This is a genomic window from Pseudarthrobacter sp. GA104, assembly GCF_009741265.1.
Lineage (GTDB): Bacteria > Actinomycetota > Actinomycetes > Actinomycetales > Micrococcaceae > Arthrobacter.
In genome coordinates, this window is sequence record NZ_WOWL01000001.1 from 2,002,427 (window position 1) to 2,019,032 (window position 16,606).

General features: G+C 66.1%; 18 protein-coding genes. 14 read left to right on the top strand and 4 right to left on the bottom strand.

What is annotated here, in order from left to right; translation table 11 throughout:
- The first annotated feature begins 46 nt into the window (after positions 1–46).
- The 5 genes from GK109_RS09095 (at position 47) to GK109_RS09115 (ending at position 3,852) form a co-directional block, all read left to right on the top strand.
- Positions 47–727 (top strand): metalloregulator ArsR/SmtB family transcription factor, encoded by a 681-nt coding sequence (locus GK109_RS09095; protein ID WP_323057913.1) that lies wholly within the window; start codon positions 47–49, stop codon positions 725–727.
- A 113-nt stretch (positions 728–840) separates the two neighbouring features.
- Positions 841–1,092 (top strand): SHOCT domain-containing protein, encoded by a 252-nt coding sequence (locus GK109_RS09100; protein WP_157239918.1) that lies wholly within the window; start codon positions 841–843, stop codon positions 1,090–1,092.
- A complete protein-coding gene (locus GK109_RS09105; protein WP_370460488.1) occupies positions 1,089–1,658 on the top strand; it encodes a sulfocyanin-like copper-binding protein in 570 nt (189 codons plus the stop codon). Before GK109_RS09100 ends, GK109_RS09105 begins: the two co-directional genes overlap by 4 nt.
- A gap of 117 nt (positions 1,659–1,775) precedes the next feature.
- Positions 1,776–2,432 (top strand): VOC family protein, encoded by a 657-nt coding sequence (locus tag GK109_RS09110; protein WP_370460489.1) that lies wholly within the window; start codon positions 1,776–1,778, stop codon positions 2,430–2,432.
- A gap of 238 nt (positions 2,433–2,670) precedes the next feature.
- Positions 2,671–3,852, top strand: coding sequence for an ABC transporter substrate-binding protein (locus tag GK109_RS09115; protein WP_370460490.1), 1,182 nt, complete (start codon positions 2,671–2,673; stop codon positions 3,850–3,852).
- 169 nt (positions 3,853–4,021) lie between these two features.
- On the opposite strand, the gene GK109_RS09120 is transcribed toward GK109_RS09115, so the two are convergent.
- Both GK109_RS09120 and GK109_RS09125 read right to left on the bottom strand, forming a co-directional pair.
- Positions 4,022–4,963 carry a carbohydrate kinase gene (locus GK109_RS09120; RefSeq protein WP_157239921.1) on the bottom strand — a complete coding sequence of 314 codons (942 nt, stop codon included), beginning with the start codon at positions 4,961–4,963 and terminating at the stop codon, positions 4,022–4,024.
- A 39-nt stretch (positions 4,964–5,002) separates the two neighbouring features.
- Entirely contained in the window at positions 5,003–5,824 is an 822-nt protein-coding gene (locus tag GK109_RS09125; RefSeq protein WP_157239923.1) for an alpha/beta hydrolase, read from the bottom strand.
- 120 nt (positions 5,825–5,944) lie between these two features.
- On the opposite strand from GK109_RS09125, the gene GK109_RS09135 reads away from it, so the two are divergent.
- Together GK109_RS09135 and GK109_RS09140 are read left to right on the top strand one after the other, a co-directional pair.
- The gene (locus GK109_RS09135; protein WP_157239925.1) at positions 5,945–6,271 is read left to right on the top strand and encodes a GYD domain-containing protein; all 327 of its coding nucleotides are present in this window, start codon (positions 5,945–5,947) and stop codon (positions 6,269–6,271) included.
- Positions 6,272–6,445: 174 nt separating this feature from the next.
- Entirely contained in the window at positions 6,446–7,552 is a 1,107-nt protein-coding gene (locus GK109_RS09140; RefSeq protein WP_157239927.1) for a GTP pyrophosphokinase family protein, read from the top strand.
- A gap of 43 nt (positions 7,553–7,595) precedes the next feature.
- Here GK109_RS09140 and GK109_RS09145 read toward each other — a convergent pair whose 3' ends face one another.
- Positions 7,596–8,639: a LacI family DNA-binding transcriptional regulator gene (locus tag GK109_RS09145; RefSeq protein WP_157239929.1), complete on the bottom strand. Its 1,044-nt coding sequence runs from the start codon at positions 8,637–8,639 to the stop codon at positions 7,596–7,598.
- Positions 8,640–8,872: 233 nt separating this feature from the next.
- On the opposite strand from GK109_RS09145, the gene GK109_RS09150 reads away from it, so the two are divergent.
- From GK109_RS09150 to GK109_RS09180, 7 genes are read left to right on the top strand one after another with little or no spacing between them, the layout of a single operon-like run.
- A complete protein-coding gene (locus tag GK109_RS09150; RefSeq protein ID WP_157239931.1) occupies positions 8,873–10,204 on the top strand; it encodes an extracellular solute-binding protein in 1,332 nt (443 codons plus the stop codon).
- A complete protein-coding gene (locus GK109_RS09155) occupies positions 10,201–11,139 on the top strand; it encodes a carbohydrate ABC transporter permease (protein ID WP_157239933.1) in 939 nt (312 codons plus the stop codon). Before GK109_RS09150 ends, GK109_RS09155 begins: the two co-directional genes overlap by 4 nt.
- Position 11,140: 1 nt before the next feature.
- Positions 11,141–12,046 carry a carbohydrate ABC transporter permease gene (locus tag GK109_RS09160; protein ID WP_370460491.1) on the top strand — a complete coding sequence of 302 codons (906 nt, stop codon included), beginning with the start codon at positions 11,141–11,143 and terminating at the stop codon, positions 12,044–12,046.
- Positions 12,047–12,058: 12 nt separating this feature from the next.
- Entirely contained in the window at positions 12,059–13,249 is a 1,191-nt protein-coding gene (locus tag GK109_RS09165) for a Gfo/Idh/MocA family protein (protein WP_157239934.1), read from the top strand.
- A 37-nt stretch (positions 13,250–13,286) separates the two neighbouring features.
- Positions 13,287–14,291 (top strand): sugar phosphate isomerase/epimerase, encoded by a 1,005-nt coding sequence (locus GK109_RS09170; protein WP_157239936.1) that lies wholly within the window; start codon positions 13,287–13,289, stop codon positions 14,289–14,291.
- Positions 14,292–14,345: 54 nt separating this feature from the next.
- Positions 14,346–15,044, top strand: a complete 699-nt coding sequence (locus GK109_RS09175) for a ThuA domain-containing protein (protein WP_157239938.1) — start codon at positions 14,346–14,348, stop codon at positions 15,042–15,044.
- Positions 15,029–16,156, top strand: coding sequence for a Gfo/Idh/MocA family protein (locus tag GK109_RS09180; RefSeq protein ID WP_370460492.1), 1,128 nt, complete (start codon positions 15,029–15,031; stop codon positions 16,154–16,156). The genes GK109_RS09175 and GK109_RS09180 overlap by 16 nt, the downstream gene beginning before the upstream one ends.
- Before the next feature lie 38 nt (positions 16,157–16,194).
- Here GK109_RS09180 and GK109_RS09185 read toward each other — a convergent pair whose 3' ends face one another.
- Positions 16,195–16,569, bottom strand: coding sequence for a YgjV family protein (locus GK109_RS09185; RefSeq protein WP_157239939.1), 375 nt, complete (start codon positions 16,567–16,569; stop codon positions 16,195–16,197).
- Positions 16,570–16,606: the final 37 nt, after the last annotated feature.

Sequence of the window (16,606 nt, forward strand, 5' to 3'; positions counted from 1 at the left end):
GGAATAGTATTTGTTCCAGTATTACATGGATCTCTGGAGGACTAAAGTGGGCGACAAGGCAAGGAAATCTGAACTCTTCGAGGAGTTCGCCCGGGTAGGCAAGGCTCTGGCCAACGGCAAGCGGCTGGAACTGCTGGACCTGCTCAGCCAGGGGGAACGGAGCGTGGAAACCCTGGCCGCCGCCGCCGGGCTGGGGTTAAGCACGGCCTCGGCGCACCTCCAAACCCTTCGACAGGCCGGGTTGGTAACCACCCGGCGGGACGGCAACCGAATCCACTACGACCTCGCCGGCCCCGACATCCTGCGGCTCTACAGCCTGCTTCGATCCGTTGCGCAGGAGCACGTGGCCGGCGTCGAACCCAAACGCGTCGCTTATCTGGAACTTGGAGATCGCCGGGGAGATGAGGAGGAAATGAGCCGCGAAGAGCTCCTCGCCCGCGCCCGGGCTGGAACCGCAACGGTCCTCGACGTGCGCCCGAACGAGGAATACAACGCCGCCCATATCCCCGGGGCCATCTCCATCCCGCTGGAGGAGCTCAGCGACCGGCTGTCCGAACTGCCCGGGGACCAAGAGGTCGTGGCCTATTGTCGGGGCGCCTACTGCGTCCTTGCCTACGAAGCCGTGGCCCTGCTGCACGCAGCCGGCCGCCGTGCCCGGCGCCTGCACGAAGGAATGCTTGAATGGCGCATCGGCGGCCTGCCGGTCGAGGCAGGATCGGCCGCCTAGAAAACCGCGCGCGCAGGCGCCTCCCTCGTGACCAAGGACCCTGTTCGCTGGACGCTCCACAGGCAATGGTGAAAGCAAGCAGCAGTCACAACTACAGAAAGGGAGGTCCGGGCATGATGTACGGATGGTACGGCGACGGGGGAATCGGCGGCTGGGTGGCCATGGCGCTAATGATGCTGCTGTTCTGGGGAGGCGTGGTGACGGTGGTCATCCTCCTGATCCGCGGCGGGCAGCCCGGCGCCTGGCGATCCTACGGGCCCCCGCACGACGATCCTGAGCGGATCCTCAACGAACGCTTCGCACGGGGGGAGATTGACGCCACCGAGTTCAATGAACGCCGCGCCGTGCTGAGACGGAAACCGTGAAAACCCGGTCCCTCAGGGGGCAGGTCCTGCTCGGTATCCTCGCGGCCCTTGTCCTGACGGCCGCATCCATGACGGCCATAGTGTTCATGAACGGCGGGGTGGCACCGGGCGGTTACGGATTCCCTGGAACCTCCCGGTGCACTCCGCCCAGCCTCCCGGGCGCGGTCATCCATGTCACGGCATCCGATATGGGAGGCCCCATGATGGGCGGCCGCGGGATGATGCGGCGCAGCATGCAGCTGACCGCCGACCGGTCCACCGTGACGCGCGGCGAGGTGTCCTTCCTGGTCACCAACGCCGGCAATATCCCTCATGAAATGATGATCATCCCGCTGGCGGACACCCAGGTCGCCGGAACCCGCCCGGTCGGCCGGGACGGGAAAATCGACGAGGCCGGCAGCTTGGCCGAGGCCGCCGCCACCTGCGCCGAAGGCGAGGGCAACGGAATCCTCCCGTCCGCTGCCGGATGGATCACCCTTGACCTGAAGCCCGGAAGATATGAACTGTTCTGCAATCTGCCAGGCCACTACTGGGCCGGGATGTACACCCAGCTGACCGTCACCTAAACCGGCAAACGGTCCCGCAGATGGCCGCACGTAACGGCGGCTGCGGGCGGTGACCGGAGCCGGCGGCACCCGGATCGGCGGCTATCGCGTGACCTGTAACCGCGTAAAGGAGGGCCTGTGAGCAGCGCCGAAGTCGATCACCTCGTCGTCGCCGCGACCAGCCTGGAACAGGGCGTGGCCTGGTGCGAGGCCACGCTCGGCATCACGCCCGGGCCGGGTGGCAAGCACCTGCTGATGGGCACGCACAACCGGGTGTTCAGCATCGCGTCGGCTGCGTTCCCGGGCGCGTACTTCGAGATCATCGCGATCGATCCGGAAGCTTCGCCGCCAGCGCGCCGGCGCTGGTTCGGCCTCGACGATCCGGCACTGCAGCAGCGCATCAGCGATGCACCGCGCCTGGTGCACCTGGTGGCGCGCACCCGCATGCTCGGCCTGCACCGAGAAGGTCTCGTCAATGTCGGGATCGACCCGGGGCAGCCGCTGGCCATGTCTCGCGAGACGCTGCAGGGGAGGCTGGCCTGGCGGATCCTGGTGCGCGACGACGGCGCATTGCAGCTCGGCGGCGCGTTGCCGACTCTGATCCAGTGGGACGGCACGCATCCCACCGCGCGCATGGCGACCAGCGGCGTCGCGCTGCGCGAGCTGCAGCTGGGCGGCCTGCCGCCGCCGGTGCGCCAGCTGCTGGCGCTGCCTGGCGTGGCATATGCCGCGGCCCCGGCGCTGCGCGCCGTGCTGTCCACGCCGCTGGGCGACGTGACCCTGGACACGGGCTGACCACACCCCGTTACCACCGCAGCCGGGCTGCGGCGGGTCCTCAGCGAGCTCCACTCATCAGGGCTGCGTAGGCAATCCTGCCGGGCCCCGGAAGACGTCCCGCGTCGTTTCTTGACGCCGCGCTACGTCCTGTTGAGCGTTCGCGACCTTCCGTGAACGCCCGCTACGGGAATGATTGTGGCGCTGCCGGGTGCTCCGTAATCTCGTCTCAGCATCCGCCCCAGCAAAGGAATTCCCAGTGTCAGACCCATCGAACAAGAGCCCCCGGAGCCAGCCAGGCTCCACCCGCATCGTGGCCGGACAGTCCGCCGCTCCCAAGCGTTCCCTCGGCCAGAAGATCGGGATCGGCGCTGCGCTCCTCGCCCTGGTGGGCGGAGGTGCGGCCGTCGCCGCGGCGGTGAACAGCGGCGGCCCTCCCGCTGCCGTGCAGGAAACCGCCCCCTCCGGCAACCCCGCTGCCGAACTGAAGCTTGGCTACTTCGGCAACGTCACCCACGCCCCCGCCCTGGTGGGCGTCAGCCAGGGCTACATTGCCGGCGAACTGGGCGACACCAAGCTCAGCACCCAGGTGTTCAACGCCGGGCCGGCAGCCATCGAGGCCCTGAACGCCGGCGCCATCGACGCCACCTACATCGGCCCCAACCCCGCCATCAACTCGTACGTCAAGAGCGGCGGCGAGTCGATCAACATCATCGCCGGCGCTGCCGCCGGCGGCGCCCAGCTGGTGGTCAAGCCGGAGATCAACTCCGCGGCGGACCTCAAAGGCAAGACCCTCGCCTCCCCGCAGCTCGGCGGCACCCAGGACGTTGCCCTCCGCGCGTGGCTGGCCTCTCAGGGCTACAAGACGAACGTGGACGGCAGCGGCGACGTCGCCATCAACCCCACCGAGAACGCCCAGACCCTGAAACTGTTCCAGGACGGAAAGCTCGACGGCGCGTGGCTGCCTGAGCCCTGGGCCTCCCGCCTGGTGCTGACCGCCGGCGCGAAGGTCCTGGTGGACGAGAAGGACCTCTGGGACGGCTCGCTGTCCGGCAAGCCGGGCGAGTTCCCCACCACCATCCTGATCGTGAACCAGAAGTTTGCCGCAGACCACCCGGACACCGTGAAGGCTCTCCTGAAGGGCCATGTGAAGTCGGTCGAGTGGCTGAACGGGGCAGCCGACGGCGAGAAGGCCAGTGTCATCAACGCCGCACTCAGGGAAGCCGCCGGCGCCGAGCTGAAGGCCGACGTGATCGACCGGTCGCTGAAGAACATCGTGTTCACCGTGGATCCGCTGGCCGGAACCTACCAAAAGCTCCTGGCTGACGGGGTGACCGCCGGAACCACCAAGCAGGCGGACATCAACGGTATCTTCGACCTGCGGGCGCTCAACAGCGTGTCCGGCGAGAAGACCTCGGCCGCGGGGCTCGGCAAGGACTAGGTCCCCAGCCAACACGCTCGCTCACTTAATGCGCCATCCTGGCCAGCGCTCTCTCACTTTCCTTTAGAAAGTGAGAGAGCACTGGCCGTTTAAGCGCATTAAGTGAGAGAGCGTCGCAGTCTGCAGGTATCAGTTAGGGATACTTGATCGGAGCAACCGATGATCCGGCCTAATCCTCCGCAGGCACCCCGTTCAGCTCAGCCCGGGTCGGCGGGTTTGCGCCGGGCCGGGACACCGTGACAGCGGCGGCCTTCGCTGCATGGGCCAGGAGTTCCTCCAGCCCCTCCGCCGGGAGTTCGCGCAGGTCCTTCCGGTTCTGGGCTCCGTCCAGGCCGCGGTCCACCAGGCCGGACAGGAGCGCGGCCATGAAGGAATCGCCCGCGCCCACGGTATCCGCCACCACAACCTTGGGAGCCGGCACCTGCGCCTCGCCCGCCCGGCACACCCCCCAGGGCCCTTCGGCGCCGCGCGTAACCACCACCATCGCCGGCCCCTCCTCCCCGCCAAGGGCCAGCCACTTGCGCGCCGATTCCAGCACATCCTGCCCTGGGTAGAGCCAGGCCAGGTCCTCATCCGAGGCCTTCACCACGTCGGCGAGGGACACGAACTTTTCCGCGTGGCGGCGGGCATAGTCAACATCGCTGATGATGCTGGGCCGGCAGTTGGGGTCGTAGCTGATGGTGGCGTGCGGGTGGGCGAATTCGACGGCGGCGAGCACCTCGGTGGCGCCCGGCGCCAGCATTGTTGCTATGGATCCCGTGTGCAGCAGGGTGGTTCCCTGCAGCATGAACGCGAGCCGGTCGGCGATGCCGGGGAGCTGCCAGGTGAGGTCGAACGTGTAGGTGGCGGCGCCGTCGTCGTCAATCAGTGCGGTGGCCACGCTGGTGGGCAGGTCATCCGGGCCCATGGGAAGCATCACGGAGCTGGCGCGCAGGTGCGCCGCGACGGAGTCACCGTAGGCGTCCCGGCCGTACCGCCCGATGAACTGCACCGGGTGGTCGAGGCGGGCCAGGCCCACTGCGACATTCAGGGGGCTGCCGCCTACGTGGGCTTCGATTCCGGAGGCGCGCTGGACAACGTCAACGAGGCCTTCGCCAATAACTGTGAGCATGCTCATACTCTGCCAGAGGAGAGGCCGGCCGGCACGTTGCTAAGCCCGATGACGCTCAGCCCAGTGCAGCAACTCCCCCACCAGCTCCCGGCACTTCGCGTACGCCTCCGTTGATGGATCGATCAGCGCGAAGTGGTCCCCCGGCACCATGACCAGCCGCGCGGGAGCCGGCCCGGACCTGGCCGCCTCCACATAGGACGCTGACATGCCCAGCGGCACGTCGGCGTCGTCCGTTGCATGCACGGCATAGACGGGGACGCTCAGCGGCAACGCGGCCATCGGGTCCGCGTACCTGTGCCGGCCGGGGAAGTCCGACGACGGCCCGCCCAGCAGGTTGGCCACGGCACCATCGCTGAGGTTCAGTTCCTCCGCTGCCGCGAGGTTGAGCACGCCGGACTGGCTGACCACGCCGGCGAGGCGGACGCCGTCGGGGCTGGCGCCGGCCTCGCGGTGCTCGGCCTCCAGCCCCAGGCGGCCCAGGCGGTCCCGGCCCGCCGCCCACACTGCGAGATGCCCGCCGGCGGAATGGCCCAGCGCCACCACCTTGCCCAAATCCAGGGCGTGGGGCCCTGCGAGCTCCCGGAGCTTGTCGATGCCTGCAAGGATGTCCGAGAAGGTTTGCGGCCAGCCCCCGCCGTTGCCCGCCCGGCGATACTCGAGGTTCCACGCGGCGAACCCGTGCCCGGCAAGGTCCGCGGCCAGGGGCTCCCCCAGTTCGGCACCGTACTTCGACCGCCAGTAGCCGCCGTGGATCACCACCACCACGCCGCGGTGGGCCGCCCCTTTTGGCATTTCGGGAAGGAACAGTTCGCCCCACTGGCTGGGGTCCTCGCCGTAGTGGTACCTATGCCGCTTTGCCATCTGCCGAGCGTACCGCGCAGTGCATTGCCGGGCCTCAACACAGGCCATTGCCGGACGGGCAGCACAGTGCCACTCTGGGTGGAACTTACCTCCGTTCCACCGACCGAAAGGACCGGAAAAATGCCGCTCTATCTGTCAAGGTTCAGCTACACGCCGGAGACCTGGGGCCGGTTGATCAACAACCCGGAAGACCGGCGGAAAGCTGCCCAGGCGTACATCGAATCGGTGGGCGGAAAGCTCCATGGATTCTGGTACGCCTTCGGCAGCCACGATGGCTACAACCTTTGGGAGGCGCCGGACAACGTGTCCATGGCGGCGGTGGCCCTGGCCATCAGCGGGGGCGGCGCCCTGAGTTCATTCGAAACCACGGTACTGATGAGCGTCGAGGAGACCATCGAAGCCCTGCAGAAGGCGGCCGAGATCAAATACCAGCCTCCGGGCGCCTGAGGACCCCACCGGGCACGCCTCCCCTTCATCGAGTGCTCCGTACCGGCCCTTTTGGCGCGTGAAAACGGCAGGTACGGAGCAGTCGATGGAATCGCAAGCCGGCGCCGGGCAACGCGGTGAAGGAGCGACGGCGGTGCGCGGATCACGGCCGGGCCTCCGCCGTAAGCTGGAACCATGCCGAGTCATTGGGACAGCCTGGATGCGAGCCTCCGCGAATCCGTGGAGCAGAACGTGGAGATCTATGAGCGGGTCCGCCCTGCCCTGAAGCTGGTCACCCGGGATGTCCTGCTGACGCTTCGGGACATGCTCAAGGACTCCGAGGTCACGCCGCTGTTCGTCACGGGCCGCACCAAGACCGTGGAATCGTTCAAGGAGAAGATCTCCCGGATCGAGCAACCCCTGGAGCCGGGCGCGCCCCCTGTCCTCAAGTTCCCTGACCCGTTCCGGACCCTGAATGACATGGTGGGCATCCGGGTGATCACCAAGCTGCCCGCAGAGAATGCCCTGGTGGCCAACATCATCAAGCACCAGCGGCAGCTCTTCGATTGCCGCGGGGACCGGGAAAAGGACATCGGCTCCATCGAATCGGGCACCTACGGGTACTCCAGCCGGCACCTGATCCTGCGCACCATCCAGAACGAGGCCGTCAAGGAGTACCAGTCGGTCTTCAACCCGGATGCCGTGCCCAACGGCAGCTACTTCTTCGAATGCCAGATCCGCACCATTTTCGCCCACGCGTGGAGCGAGATCGAGCATGATATCCGTTTCAAGGCCGAGGACCCGCGGGCCTGGACACCCCACTTCGACCGGCAGTTCACGGCCACGGCCGCCATGCTGGAAACAGTGGAGACCGCCTTCGCCGACCTGCACGAGCGCTACGAGGAAGTCCGCGGTTTCTGGGATGCCGACGGCGAAGGGGCGGCACCGCTGACGCCCAACCGCATCCGCGACGTGTGGCGCACGCTGCTTCCCCACGTTGACCGCAAAGTGGACGATGACTGGGGCTGGGCCGCGGAACTCCTGGCAGCCCATGGCCTGAACCAGACCATGCAGCTGGCCGGGCTGCTGAGCGCCAACCGGATCACCGAGGTCCGCAAGGCACTGGACCACCGCTACTCCCCCGGTCCCGACCGGCTGCTCGACGACCTGCTGCTATGGCAGTACGGCACCAGGCACATTGACCTCACGGCAGAGGCGGCCGAGGCCGTCCCGCACCCCCGGCGCGACAGCCTGATGCGGCGCCTGAGGCAGATCGAGCGCTACCGGCTCACCAAGAAGTAGGGCTCGGCGCTCACTGGGACCCCCGCGCAGGGGTTTGCGCAGCTCAGGCGGCGGGCGGCGCCGTGGAATCGCGGACAATCAGATGGGTGGCCAGCTCAACGCGGTGCGAATCCAGGACTTCCCCCCGCGCCTGGCGCAGGACAGACCGCAGCGCTGCCCGCCCCATCTCCTCCAGCGGCTGGGCTACGGAGCTCAATGAAGGCACGGACTCCTCGCCCTGGTTTGTACCGTCAAAGCCGATAAGGCTTAGGTCTTCGGGAACCCGGATGCCGTGCCGGCCCGCTTCACCGAGGATGCCCAGGGCGATGGTGTCGCTGCCGGCGAAGATCGCGGTCGGAAGCTTGTCCAGTTCGAGCAGCGCCTTCAGGCCTTTGACGCCGCTTTCCCGGCGGAACCTGCCGCCGGAATAGATGTACTGCGGGTCCACCGGCACCCCGTGCGCCATGAGTGCGGCCATGTAGCCGTGCAGCCGAGCCTGGTTGCATTCGGCCTTCTCTATGCCGCCGATGTACGCGATGCGGCGGTGCCCCAGCTCCAGCAGGTGCTCCGTGGCTGCCTTGCCGCCGGCCCAGTTGGTGGCACCGATGCTGACCACGTCAGCGGAGGGCGGGTTCAGCGGGTCAATCACGACGACGGGAATCCGGCGGCGCCGGAAAGGGTGCAGTTGCGTCTCGCTGAAGGCTGAGGTCACCACGATCATTCCGGCCCTGCCCTCGTCCACCATGCGCTGTGCGCGGCGCTCGGGGCTGCGCCGGCCCTGGCTCGCGGGACCGGTGACGCTGACGAGAATCTCGACGTCGGCATCGGCCGCGGATTGCAGCACGCCGTTGAGCACCTGGATGGTGTACGCGGAATCGAGGACATCGATGACCACCTCAACCACCGTGCCGGTTTCCCCGGCGGCACGTCGCTGCAGCGGGGACTGATACCCGGCCTGCTCCAGGACGGCCAGCACGCGGGCCCGGGTTTCCGGCGACACATCCTCGCGGCCGTTGACAACCTTGGACACCGTCGGCGCAGAAACACCGGCCTGCCGGGCCACGGTGGCGAGCGTTGGCCTCGCCCGCTCAGCGATCTTCGATGCCATGGGTTTGCAGCCTTTCGAAAAGTTTCGGAGAATACATTCTCTGGAATCCGGCCAGCCACGTCAAGGAACCCTCAAAGTGGCCCGCAAAAGAACTTTCATGCGCCTCTTGACTCCCATGGTGTTGAGCTTTAGTTTAGAGCGTGACCTAAATCACCTGCTCGAAATATTTCGAAAGTGTGTGCCGCTCACAACCCCACAACCTTTGCAACGAAGCATTTTCAGATGGAGAAGCAATGAAGCAATCCCAGACCTCCCGCCGCTCTTTCCTCGCCCTTGCTGCCCTCACTCCCTTCGCCGCCATGACCGCCACGGCGTGCGGGACGTCAGGACCGGGGACCTCCAGCAGCGGCGGAGGCGGTGCCAGCATGTGGTACCTGTCCGGTGAACCGAACCAGACCACCATGCAGAAGGCCGTGGACACCTTCAGTTCGGCAAACCCTGACGACAAGATCGCCGTAACCTACTTCCAGAACGACGCTTACAAAACCAAAATCAAAACCGCCATCGGCGCCGGCCAGGCCCCCACCATCATCTACGGCTGGGGCGGCGGCACCCTGAAGACGTATGCCGAGGCCAACCAGGTAGAGGACCTAACCAGCTGGCTCAATGACAATCCGGATCTGCAGAAGAAGTTCTTCCCCGCCTCATTCGGCGCAGCCACCGTCAACGGGAAGATCTACGCCCTGCCCAACCAGTACGTCGCCCCGATCGTCCTGTTCTATAACAAGGAACTGTTCGAGAAGGCCGGCGTCCAGCCGCCGAAGACCTGGGACGACGTCATGTCTCTGGTCAAAACCTTCAACGACATGGGCGTGGCTCCCTTCTCACTCGGTGGACAGTCGCGCTGGACCTCCATGATGTGGCTTGAATACCTGCTTGACCGCATCGGGGGCGACGAAGTCTTCACCGCCATCTTCGAAGGCAAGCCCAATGCCTGGATGGATCCCGCCGTCATCGAAACCGGCACCAAGATCCAGGAGCTCGTCTCCGCGGACGGGTTCATCAAGGGCTTCTCCTCCATCGCGGCAGACTCCAATGCGGACCAGGCCCTGCTGTTCACGGGCAAGGCCGCCATGATGCTGCATGGTTCATGGACCTACGGAGCCATGAAGAAGAATGGGCAGAACTTCGTCCAGGACGGGAAACTGGGCTTCGTCCAGTTCCCGACCGTTGCCGGCGGCAAGGGCGACCCAAAGAACGGCGTGGGAAACCCCGCCGCGTACATGTCGATCTCCTCCAAAGCCACAGACAAGGAAAAGGAGACGGCGAAGAAGTTCTTCAAGGACGGGATCCTGACCGAGACGGTCATCGACACCTACATCAATTCCGGTTCCGTCCCCATCGTCAACGGGATCGAAAGCAAACTCAACACATCCCCGGACAAGGACTTCCTGAACTTTGTCTACGATCTGGCCAAGAACGCTCCCAACTTCCAGCAGTCCTGGGACCAGGCGCTCAGCCCCACCGCCGCCGAAACGCTGCTGAACAACATCGACCAGCTGTTCCTGAAGTCGATCACCCCTCAGCAGTTCGCTGAGAACATGAATGGCACCCTCGGGAAATGAGTAACGCCGTCTCCACCGCCCGCAGGACTGAGGCCGCCGCCAGAACCGGCGCTGGGCAAAGCGGACAGCGCAATGCGGCCCTCGCGTGGCTGACAGTTCCTGCTCTGTTCTTCTTCCTGGTTTTCGCCGTCGTGCCGCTGGCCGGTGTACTCATCCTCAGCTTCGCCAGTTGGGACGGCATCGGTGCCATCGGATCAGCAGGGCTGGGTAACTGGTTCTCGGTGCTTGCGGATCCCGGGCTGTACAACGCCCTGGGGCTGACCTTCCTGATCATGATCGCGTCCTGGCTGGTCCAGACTCCCATCAGCCTCCTTCTGGGAGTCTTCACCGCCGGAAGCCAGCGCTACCGGGCGGCCCTTGCGGTGCTGTATTTTCTGCCGCTGCTGCTCTCCTCGGCAGCAGTCGCGATCGCCTTCAAAGCCCTGCTGGACCCGAACTTCGGCCTGGCCACGGGCCTCGGCCTGCCGTTCCTGGCCCAGGACTGGCTGGGAGTCCCGCATCTGGCCCTGGGCCTGGTCATCTTCGTGATCGCCTGGCAGTTCGTCCCCTTCCATACGCTCATTTACCAGGGCGGGGTGCGGCAGATTCCCAAGTCACTCTACGAAGCAGCGGAGATCGACGGGGCGGGAACCATCAAGCAGTTCTTCCACATCACCCTTCCCCAGCTGAAGTACACCATCATCACTTCCTCCACCCTGATGGTGGTGGGGTCCCTGACGTACTTCGACCTGATCTTCGTCCTCACCGGCGGCGGCCCGGGCAACTCCACGCGGATCCTGGCCCTGGACATGTACCTGCGGGGCTTCCGGGCCAACCTCATGGGCCCGGCCAGCGTCATTGCCGTCATTCTCGTACTCATCGGCCTTGCACTCGCCCTGTTCCTCCAGCGCCTTGGAGGCAAGGACAAGCAGGGCAGCCAATTGGAAGGTATGTAGGGTGAGCATCGTCCTGAAAAGCAGCACTGAGGAAGTTCCCGCCGGCTCCCGGACCAACTCCACCGCGCCAAAGCCGGGGCTGGGATCCCGGATGAGAAGGCTGAACCTCCCGGCAGGCCTCGGCGGCTGGCTCTGGCTGGCCATCATCATCATTCCGGTCTACTACGTGGTCATCACCAGCCTGAAGACCCAGGAAGGGTACTTCGGCCAGAATCCGCTGGCGCTTCCCACCGCCCCGACGCTGGAAAACTACCAGCTGGTCCTCGAGGCGGATTTCGCGAAGTACTTCATGAACAGCACCATCGTCACGCTGGGTGCTGTCATTCCGACGGTACTGGTCTCCTTTATGGCCGCGTTCGCGATTGTCCGGGGCAAGGGCCGGTTCCTCAAGCTGGTCAACGGTGTGTTCCTGATGGGACTGGCGATCCCGCTGCAGGCAACGATCATCCCCATCTACCTGATGATCATCCGGCTGAACCTTTACGACAGCCTGCTGGCGCTCATGCTTCCCTCCATTGCCTTTGCCATCCCGCTGACCGTACTGATCCTGTCCAACTTCATCCGCGACGTCCCGAACGAACTGTTCGAGTCGATGCGGCTTGATGGCTGCAGTGAATGGCAGACCATGTGGCGGCTTGCCCTGCCGCTGACCCGCCCCGCGATCGTGACCGTCGCCATCTACAACGGCCTGCACGTCTGGAATGGATTCCTGCTTCCGCTGGTCCTCACCCAGAGCCCGGGACTGCGCGTCCTTCCCCTGGCGTTGTGGACCTTCCAGGGCGAATACAGCGTCAACATCCCGGCTGTGCTTGCCTCGGTGGTGCTCAGCACCTTGCCAATCCTGGTGCTTTACGTGGTGGGCCGCCGGCAGCTGCTCAGCGGCCTGACCGCCGGCTTCAGCAAATAGAAAGGACTTCCGATGACACAACCCAAGCCCCTTCGCGTCGGCATGGTGGGGTACGCCTTCATGGGTGCAGCCCACTCCCACGCCTGGCGCACCGCTCCCCGGTTTTTCGACCTGCCGCTGCAGCCCCGGCTCACCGCCGTCGCCGGCCGGAACGCCGACGGCGTGCGGGCCGCAGCGGACAAGCTTGGCTGGGAATCGGCCGAGACGGACTGGCGCCGCCTGATCGAACGCGACGACATCGACCTGATCGACATCTGCACCCCCGGCGACACGCACGCCGAGATCGCCATCGCCGCCCTTGAGGCCGGCAAGCACGTGCTGTGCGAGAAGCCGCTGGCCAACTCCGTGGAGGAGGCCGAGCGGATGACCCTCGCCGCGGAGACCGCCGCCAAGCAGGGAGTCATGTCCATGTGCGGCTTCAGCTACCGCCGCACACCTGCCCTGGCGCTGGCCAAACGGTTCGTGGAGCAGGGCAGGCTGGGCGAGATCCGCCACGTCCGGGCCCAGTACCTGCAGGACTGGCTCTCCGACGCCAATGCCCCCATGACCTGGCGGCTGGACAAGAGCAAGTCCGGATCAGGATCCCTCGGCGACATCGGGGCGCACAGCATCGATGCGGCCCAGTGGGTCACCGGACAGGACATCACCGGCGTTTCGGCGCTGCTCGAAACGTTTGTTCCCGAGCGCCCGCTGGCCGGCGACCTCGTGGGCCTGGGCGGCCACGGCGACCTCAGCGGCGACGCGCCCCGCGGGAAGGTCACCGTGGATGATGCGGCCATCTTCAGCGCAAAGTTCGACGGCGGCGCCTCCGCAGGCGCGATCGGCGTCTTTGAAGCCACGCGGTACGCGCTGGGCCGGAAGAACGCCATGCGCTTGGAACTGAACGGCACCAAAGGCTCCCTCGCCTTCGATTTCGAGGACATGAATGTCCTGTCCTTCTACGACGCGGCCGAGTCCCCGGACGCCGGCTTCCGGAAAATCTTCGTCACCGAACCCGAGCACCCGTACGTCGGCAACTGGTGGCCCACCGGCCACGGCCTGGGCTACGAGCACGGCTTCACCCACCAGGTGGTGGACCTCGTCACAGCCATCGGCGAGGGCCGCCAGCCCGAACCGTCCTTTGCCGATGCCCTGCAGGTCCAGCGGGTCCTGGCCGCCGTGGAGTCCAGCGCCGCCAATTCCAGCCAGTGGCAAAAAGTCTGAGCATCGCCGCAAGCGACAGTACAACCAAGGAATCCTGATGACACGACCAATCACGCTGTTTACCGGCCAGTGGGCCGACCTGCCCTTCGAGGAGGTGGCCCGGCTGGCCGGCGAGTGGGGCTTCGACGGGCTGGAGATCGCCTGCTGGGGCGACCATCTGGACCCCCGCCGGGCGGCTGAGGACGACAACTACCTCCAGGGCCGGCTGGACATCCTCGAGAAGAACAACCTGCAGGTCTTCGCCATCGCCAACCACCTCACCGGCCAGGCCGTGTGCGACGACCCCATCGACGAGCGCCACCAGGGCATCCTGTCCGCTGGGATCTGGGGCGACGGCGACCCCGAAGGTGTCCGGCGCCGGGCCGCGGAATCCATGAAGGACACCGCGCGGGCCGCCGCGCGCCTGGGCGTCAAGACCGTGACGGGCTTTACCGGCTCGTCCATCTGGAAGGCGGTGGCCATGTTCCCGCCAGCGTCCGAGGCAATGATCGACGCCGGCTACCAGGACTTCGCGGACCGCTGGAACCCCATCCTGGATGTCTTCGACGAGGTGGGCGTCCGATTCGCCCTGGAGGTCCACCCGTCCGAGATCGCCTACGACTACTGGACCGCCAAGCGCACCCTGGAGGCGATCGGGCACCGCAAGGGCTTCGGCCTGAACTTCGACCCGTCCCACTTCATCTGGCAGGACCTGGATCCGGTGATGTTCCTGCAGGACTTCGCGGACCACATCCTCCATGTGCACGTCAAGGAATCGGTCCGCCAGCTCGATGGCCGCAACGGGCGCCTGGGCTCCCACCTGGCATGGGCGGACCCCCGCCGGGGCTGGGACTTCGTCACCGCAGGGCACGGGGACGTCCAGTGGAACCGGATCTTCCGTACCCTGAACGCCATCGGCTATGACGGCCCCACCAGCATCGAGTGGGAGGACGCCGGCATGGACCGGCTCGTCGGCGCACCGCAGGCGCTGGCCATGGTCAAGGAACTCGCCCGCATCGCCCCGCCGGCAGCCGCTTTCGACGCCGCCTTCGCCAGCCGCTGACCCATTTTTCGCCGGCCCTCCGGGGCCGGAAGCCAAACAAAAGGAAAACCCGACATGACAGATCGCAAGAACGCCCTGGTGGTCCGCGGCGGCTGGGACGGCCACCAGCCGTACGAGGCCACCGAGCTCTTCATCCCCTACCTCAAGGACAACGGCTACGACGTCCTCGTGGAGGAATCCCCCAAGGTGTACGCCGATGCCGAGTACATGGCAGGGGTGGATCTGATCATGCAGTGCATGACCATGACCACCATCGAAAAGGACGAGTTCGCCGGGCTGCGGACCGCCGTCGAAAACGGCACGGGCCTGGCCGGCTGGCACGGCGGCATCGCCGATTCCTACCGCAACAACTCGGACTACCTGCACCTGATCGGCGGGCAGTTCGCCTGCCATCCCGGCAAACACCCGGACGAGTGCGTCGGCGAGCAGTCGGACAACTACGTCCCCTACACGGTCAACATGCTCCCGGCCGCCGCGGAACACCCGATCACCAAGGGCATCTCCGACTTCGACCTGGTCACCGAGCAGTACTGGGTGCTCTCCGACGACTACATCGACGTCCTGGCCACCACCACCCAGAAGGTCCGGGAGTGGGACCCCTGGAACCGCGAAGTCACCTCCCCCGCCATCTGGACCCGCCAGTGGGGCAAAGGCCGCATCTTCGTTGCCACCCCCGGCCACCGGGTCGAAATCCTCCAGGACGCCAACGTCCGCACCATCATCGAAAGGGGCCTGCTGTGGGCAAGCCGTTGAAAGTCGGAATCATTGGCTGCGGAGCCATCATCGCGCAGTACCTCACCAACTTCCGCAAACTCGGCCAGATCGACCTGGTGGCCGTGGCGGACCTGGATCCCGCACGCGCCCAGGCCGTGGCGGAGCAGTACGAGGGTGTCCGCGCCATCTCCGTGGACGAGCTCCTCGCTGCGGACGACGTCGAACTGGTCCTGAACCTGACCATCCCCGCCGCGCACGCGGAGGTGGCGCTGAAGGCCATCGCGGCCGGAAAGAGCGTCTACGGCGAGAAGCCCCTCGCCGCCACCACTGCGGAGGCGCGCCAGGTGCTGGACGCGGCGCGCGAGGCGGGCGTCGCCGTCGGCTGTGCTCCTGACACCGTACTGGGCACCGGCATCCAGACCGCCCGCAAGGCGATCGACGACGGCCTGATCGGTGCGCCGATATCCGCCTCCGCCACGATGGTGACCCCGGGCCATGAGCGCTGGCACCCCAACCCGGACTTCTACTACCAGCCCGGCGGCGGCCCGCTGCTGGACATGGGCCCCTACTACGTCACCGCCCTGGTCACCCTGCTGGGTCCCGTGGTCTCGGTCATCGGCGCGGCGAGCCATACGCGCAACGAACGCATCATCGGTTCGGGACCGCGCCAGGGCGAAAAGGTCCCCGTTAACATCGATTCCCATGTCACCGGTGTCCTGGTGCACGCCTCCGGCGCGCTGTCCACGCTCTTCATGAGTTTTGACGCCGTCAAGTCCAAGTCCCCGAACATCGAGATCCACGGGGAGCGCGGATCGCTGGTGGTGCCGGACCCGAACCACTTCGACGGCGACGTCCAGCTGTTTTCCCTCGGGGCAGAGGACTGGGAGACCCTTCCCGTGTCCGCCGGCTACGTCGATTCCGGCAGAGGCTTCGGCATTGCCGACCTCGCCTCCACCCCTGAAGGCTCCGAGCCACGCGCGGGCGGGGCCATGGCCTACCACGCCCTGGACGTCATGGAATCCGTGCTCGAGTCAGCGCACAGCGGCACGGCAGTGCGCATCAACAGCACCGTTGAGCGGCCGGCAAGCGTGGAACTGGCCGTCCTGGCCACTGACGTGGACTCATTCCAGCCCCAGGAAGCTGCTTCCTAGGCCTTTCCGTTGTTCATCGGGCGGCGAGTGTCGTGCGGTCAGCGAAGGGGGCGGTGCCCGTCGTCGTCGCCGTGGACGGAGCCGGTAAGAACCTCAACAACAGCGAGCTGGCCGGTGGTGTCCGGGACGCCGGGGAATTGGACCTGCGGAGCGTCTTCGGGCGTCACCGGCGGCCGGTCCGCCTGCCGCATGCGCAGAAGCGCAATGGCGGATATGAGGAACCAGGCCACGTTCGTGACCACGGATGGCCATGCTTCGTGGACGGATCCGTTGATGATGAAGGCCACGGCACCCAGGAGATTTGCCGTCTGGAAACCCCTGCCGGCCTTCATCCAGCCCATGGAAACGGCAAGGTAGGCACTGAGGATGGCAACCGCACCGGCCCAGCCGGCAATTTCCCACAGCAGTTCCATGGAGACCTCTCAAGGGCGGTGCCCGGCAGGCAGAGGC

Bases quoted from the DNA above. Each gene is read 5' to 3' on its own strand.
- GK109_RS09185 (WP_157239939.1), bottom strand. From the start codon at position 16,569: ATGGAACTGCTGTGGGAAATTGCCGGCTGGGCCGGTGCGGTTGCCATC.
- GK109_RS09125 (WP_157239923.1), bottom strand. From the start codon at position 5,824: ATGGCAAAGCGGCATAGGTACCACTACGGCGAGGACCCCAGCCAGTGG.
- GK109_RS09145 (WP_157239929.1), bottom strand. From the start codon at position 8,639: ATGGCATCGAAGATCGCTGAGCGGGCGAGGCCAACGCTCGCCACCGTG.
- GK109_RS09155 (WP_157239933.1), top strand. From the start codon at position 10,201: ATGAGTAACGCCGTCTCCACCGCCCGCAGGACTGAGGCCGCCGCCAGA.
- GK109_RS09120 (WP_157239921.1), bottom strand. From the start codon at position 4,963: ATGCTCACAGTTATTGGCGAAGGCCTCGTTGACGTTGTCCAGCGCGCC.
- GK109_RS09175 (WP_157239938.1), top strand. From the start codon at position 14,346: ATGACAGATCGCAAGAACGCCCTGGTGGTCCGCGGCGGCTGGGACGGC.
- GK109_RS09170 (WP_157239936.1), top strand. From the start codon at position 13,287: ATGACACGACCAATCACGCTGTTTACCGGCCAGTGGGCCGACCTGCCC.
- GK109_RS09140 (WP_157239927.1), top strand. From the start codon at position 6,446: ATGCCGAGTCATTGGGACAGCCTGGATGCGAGCCTCCGCGAATCCGTG.
- GK109_RS09135 (WP_157239925.1), top strand. From the start codon at position 5,945: ATGCCGCTCTATCTGTCAAGGTTCAGCTACACGCCGGAGACCTGGGGC.
- GK109_RS09150 (WP_157239931.1), top strand. From the start codon at position 8,873: ATGAAGCAATCCCAGACCTCCCGCCGCTCTTTCCTCGCCCTTGCTGCC.
- GK109_RS09100 (WP_157239918.1), top strand. From the start codon at position 841: ATGATGTACGGATGGTACGGCGACGGGGGAATCGGCGGCTGGGTGGCC.
- GK109_RS09165 (WP_157239934.1), top strand. From the start codon at position 12,059: ATGACACAACCCAAGCCCCTTCGCGTCGGCATGGTGGGGTACGCCTTC.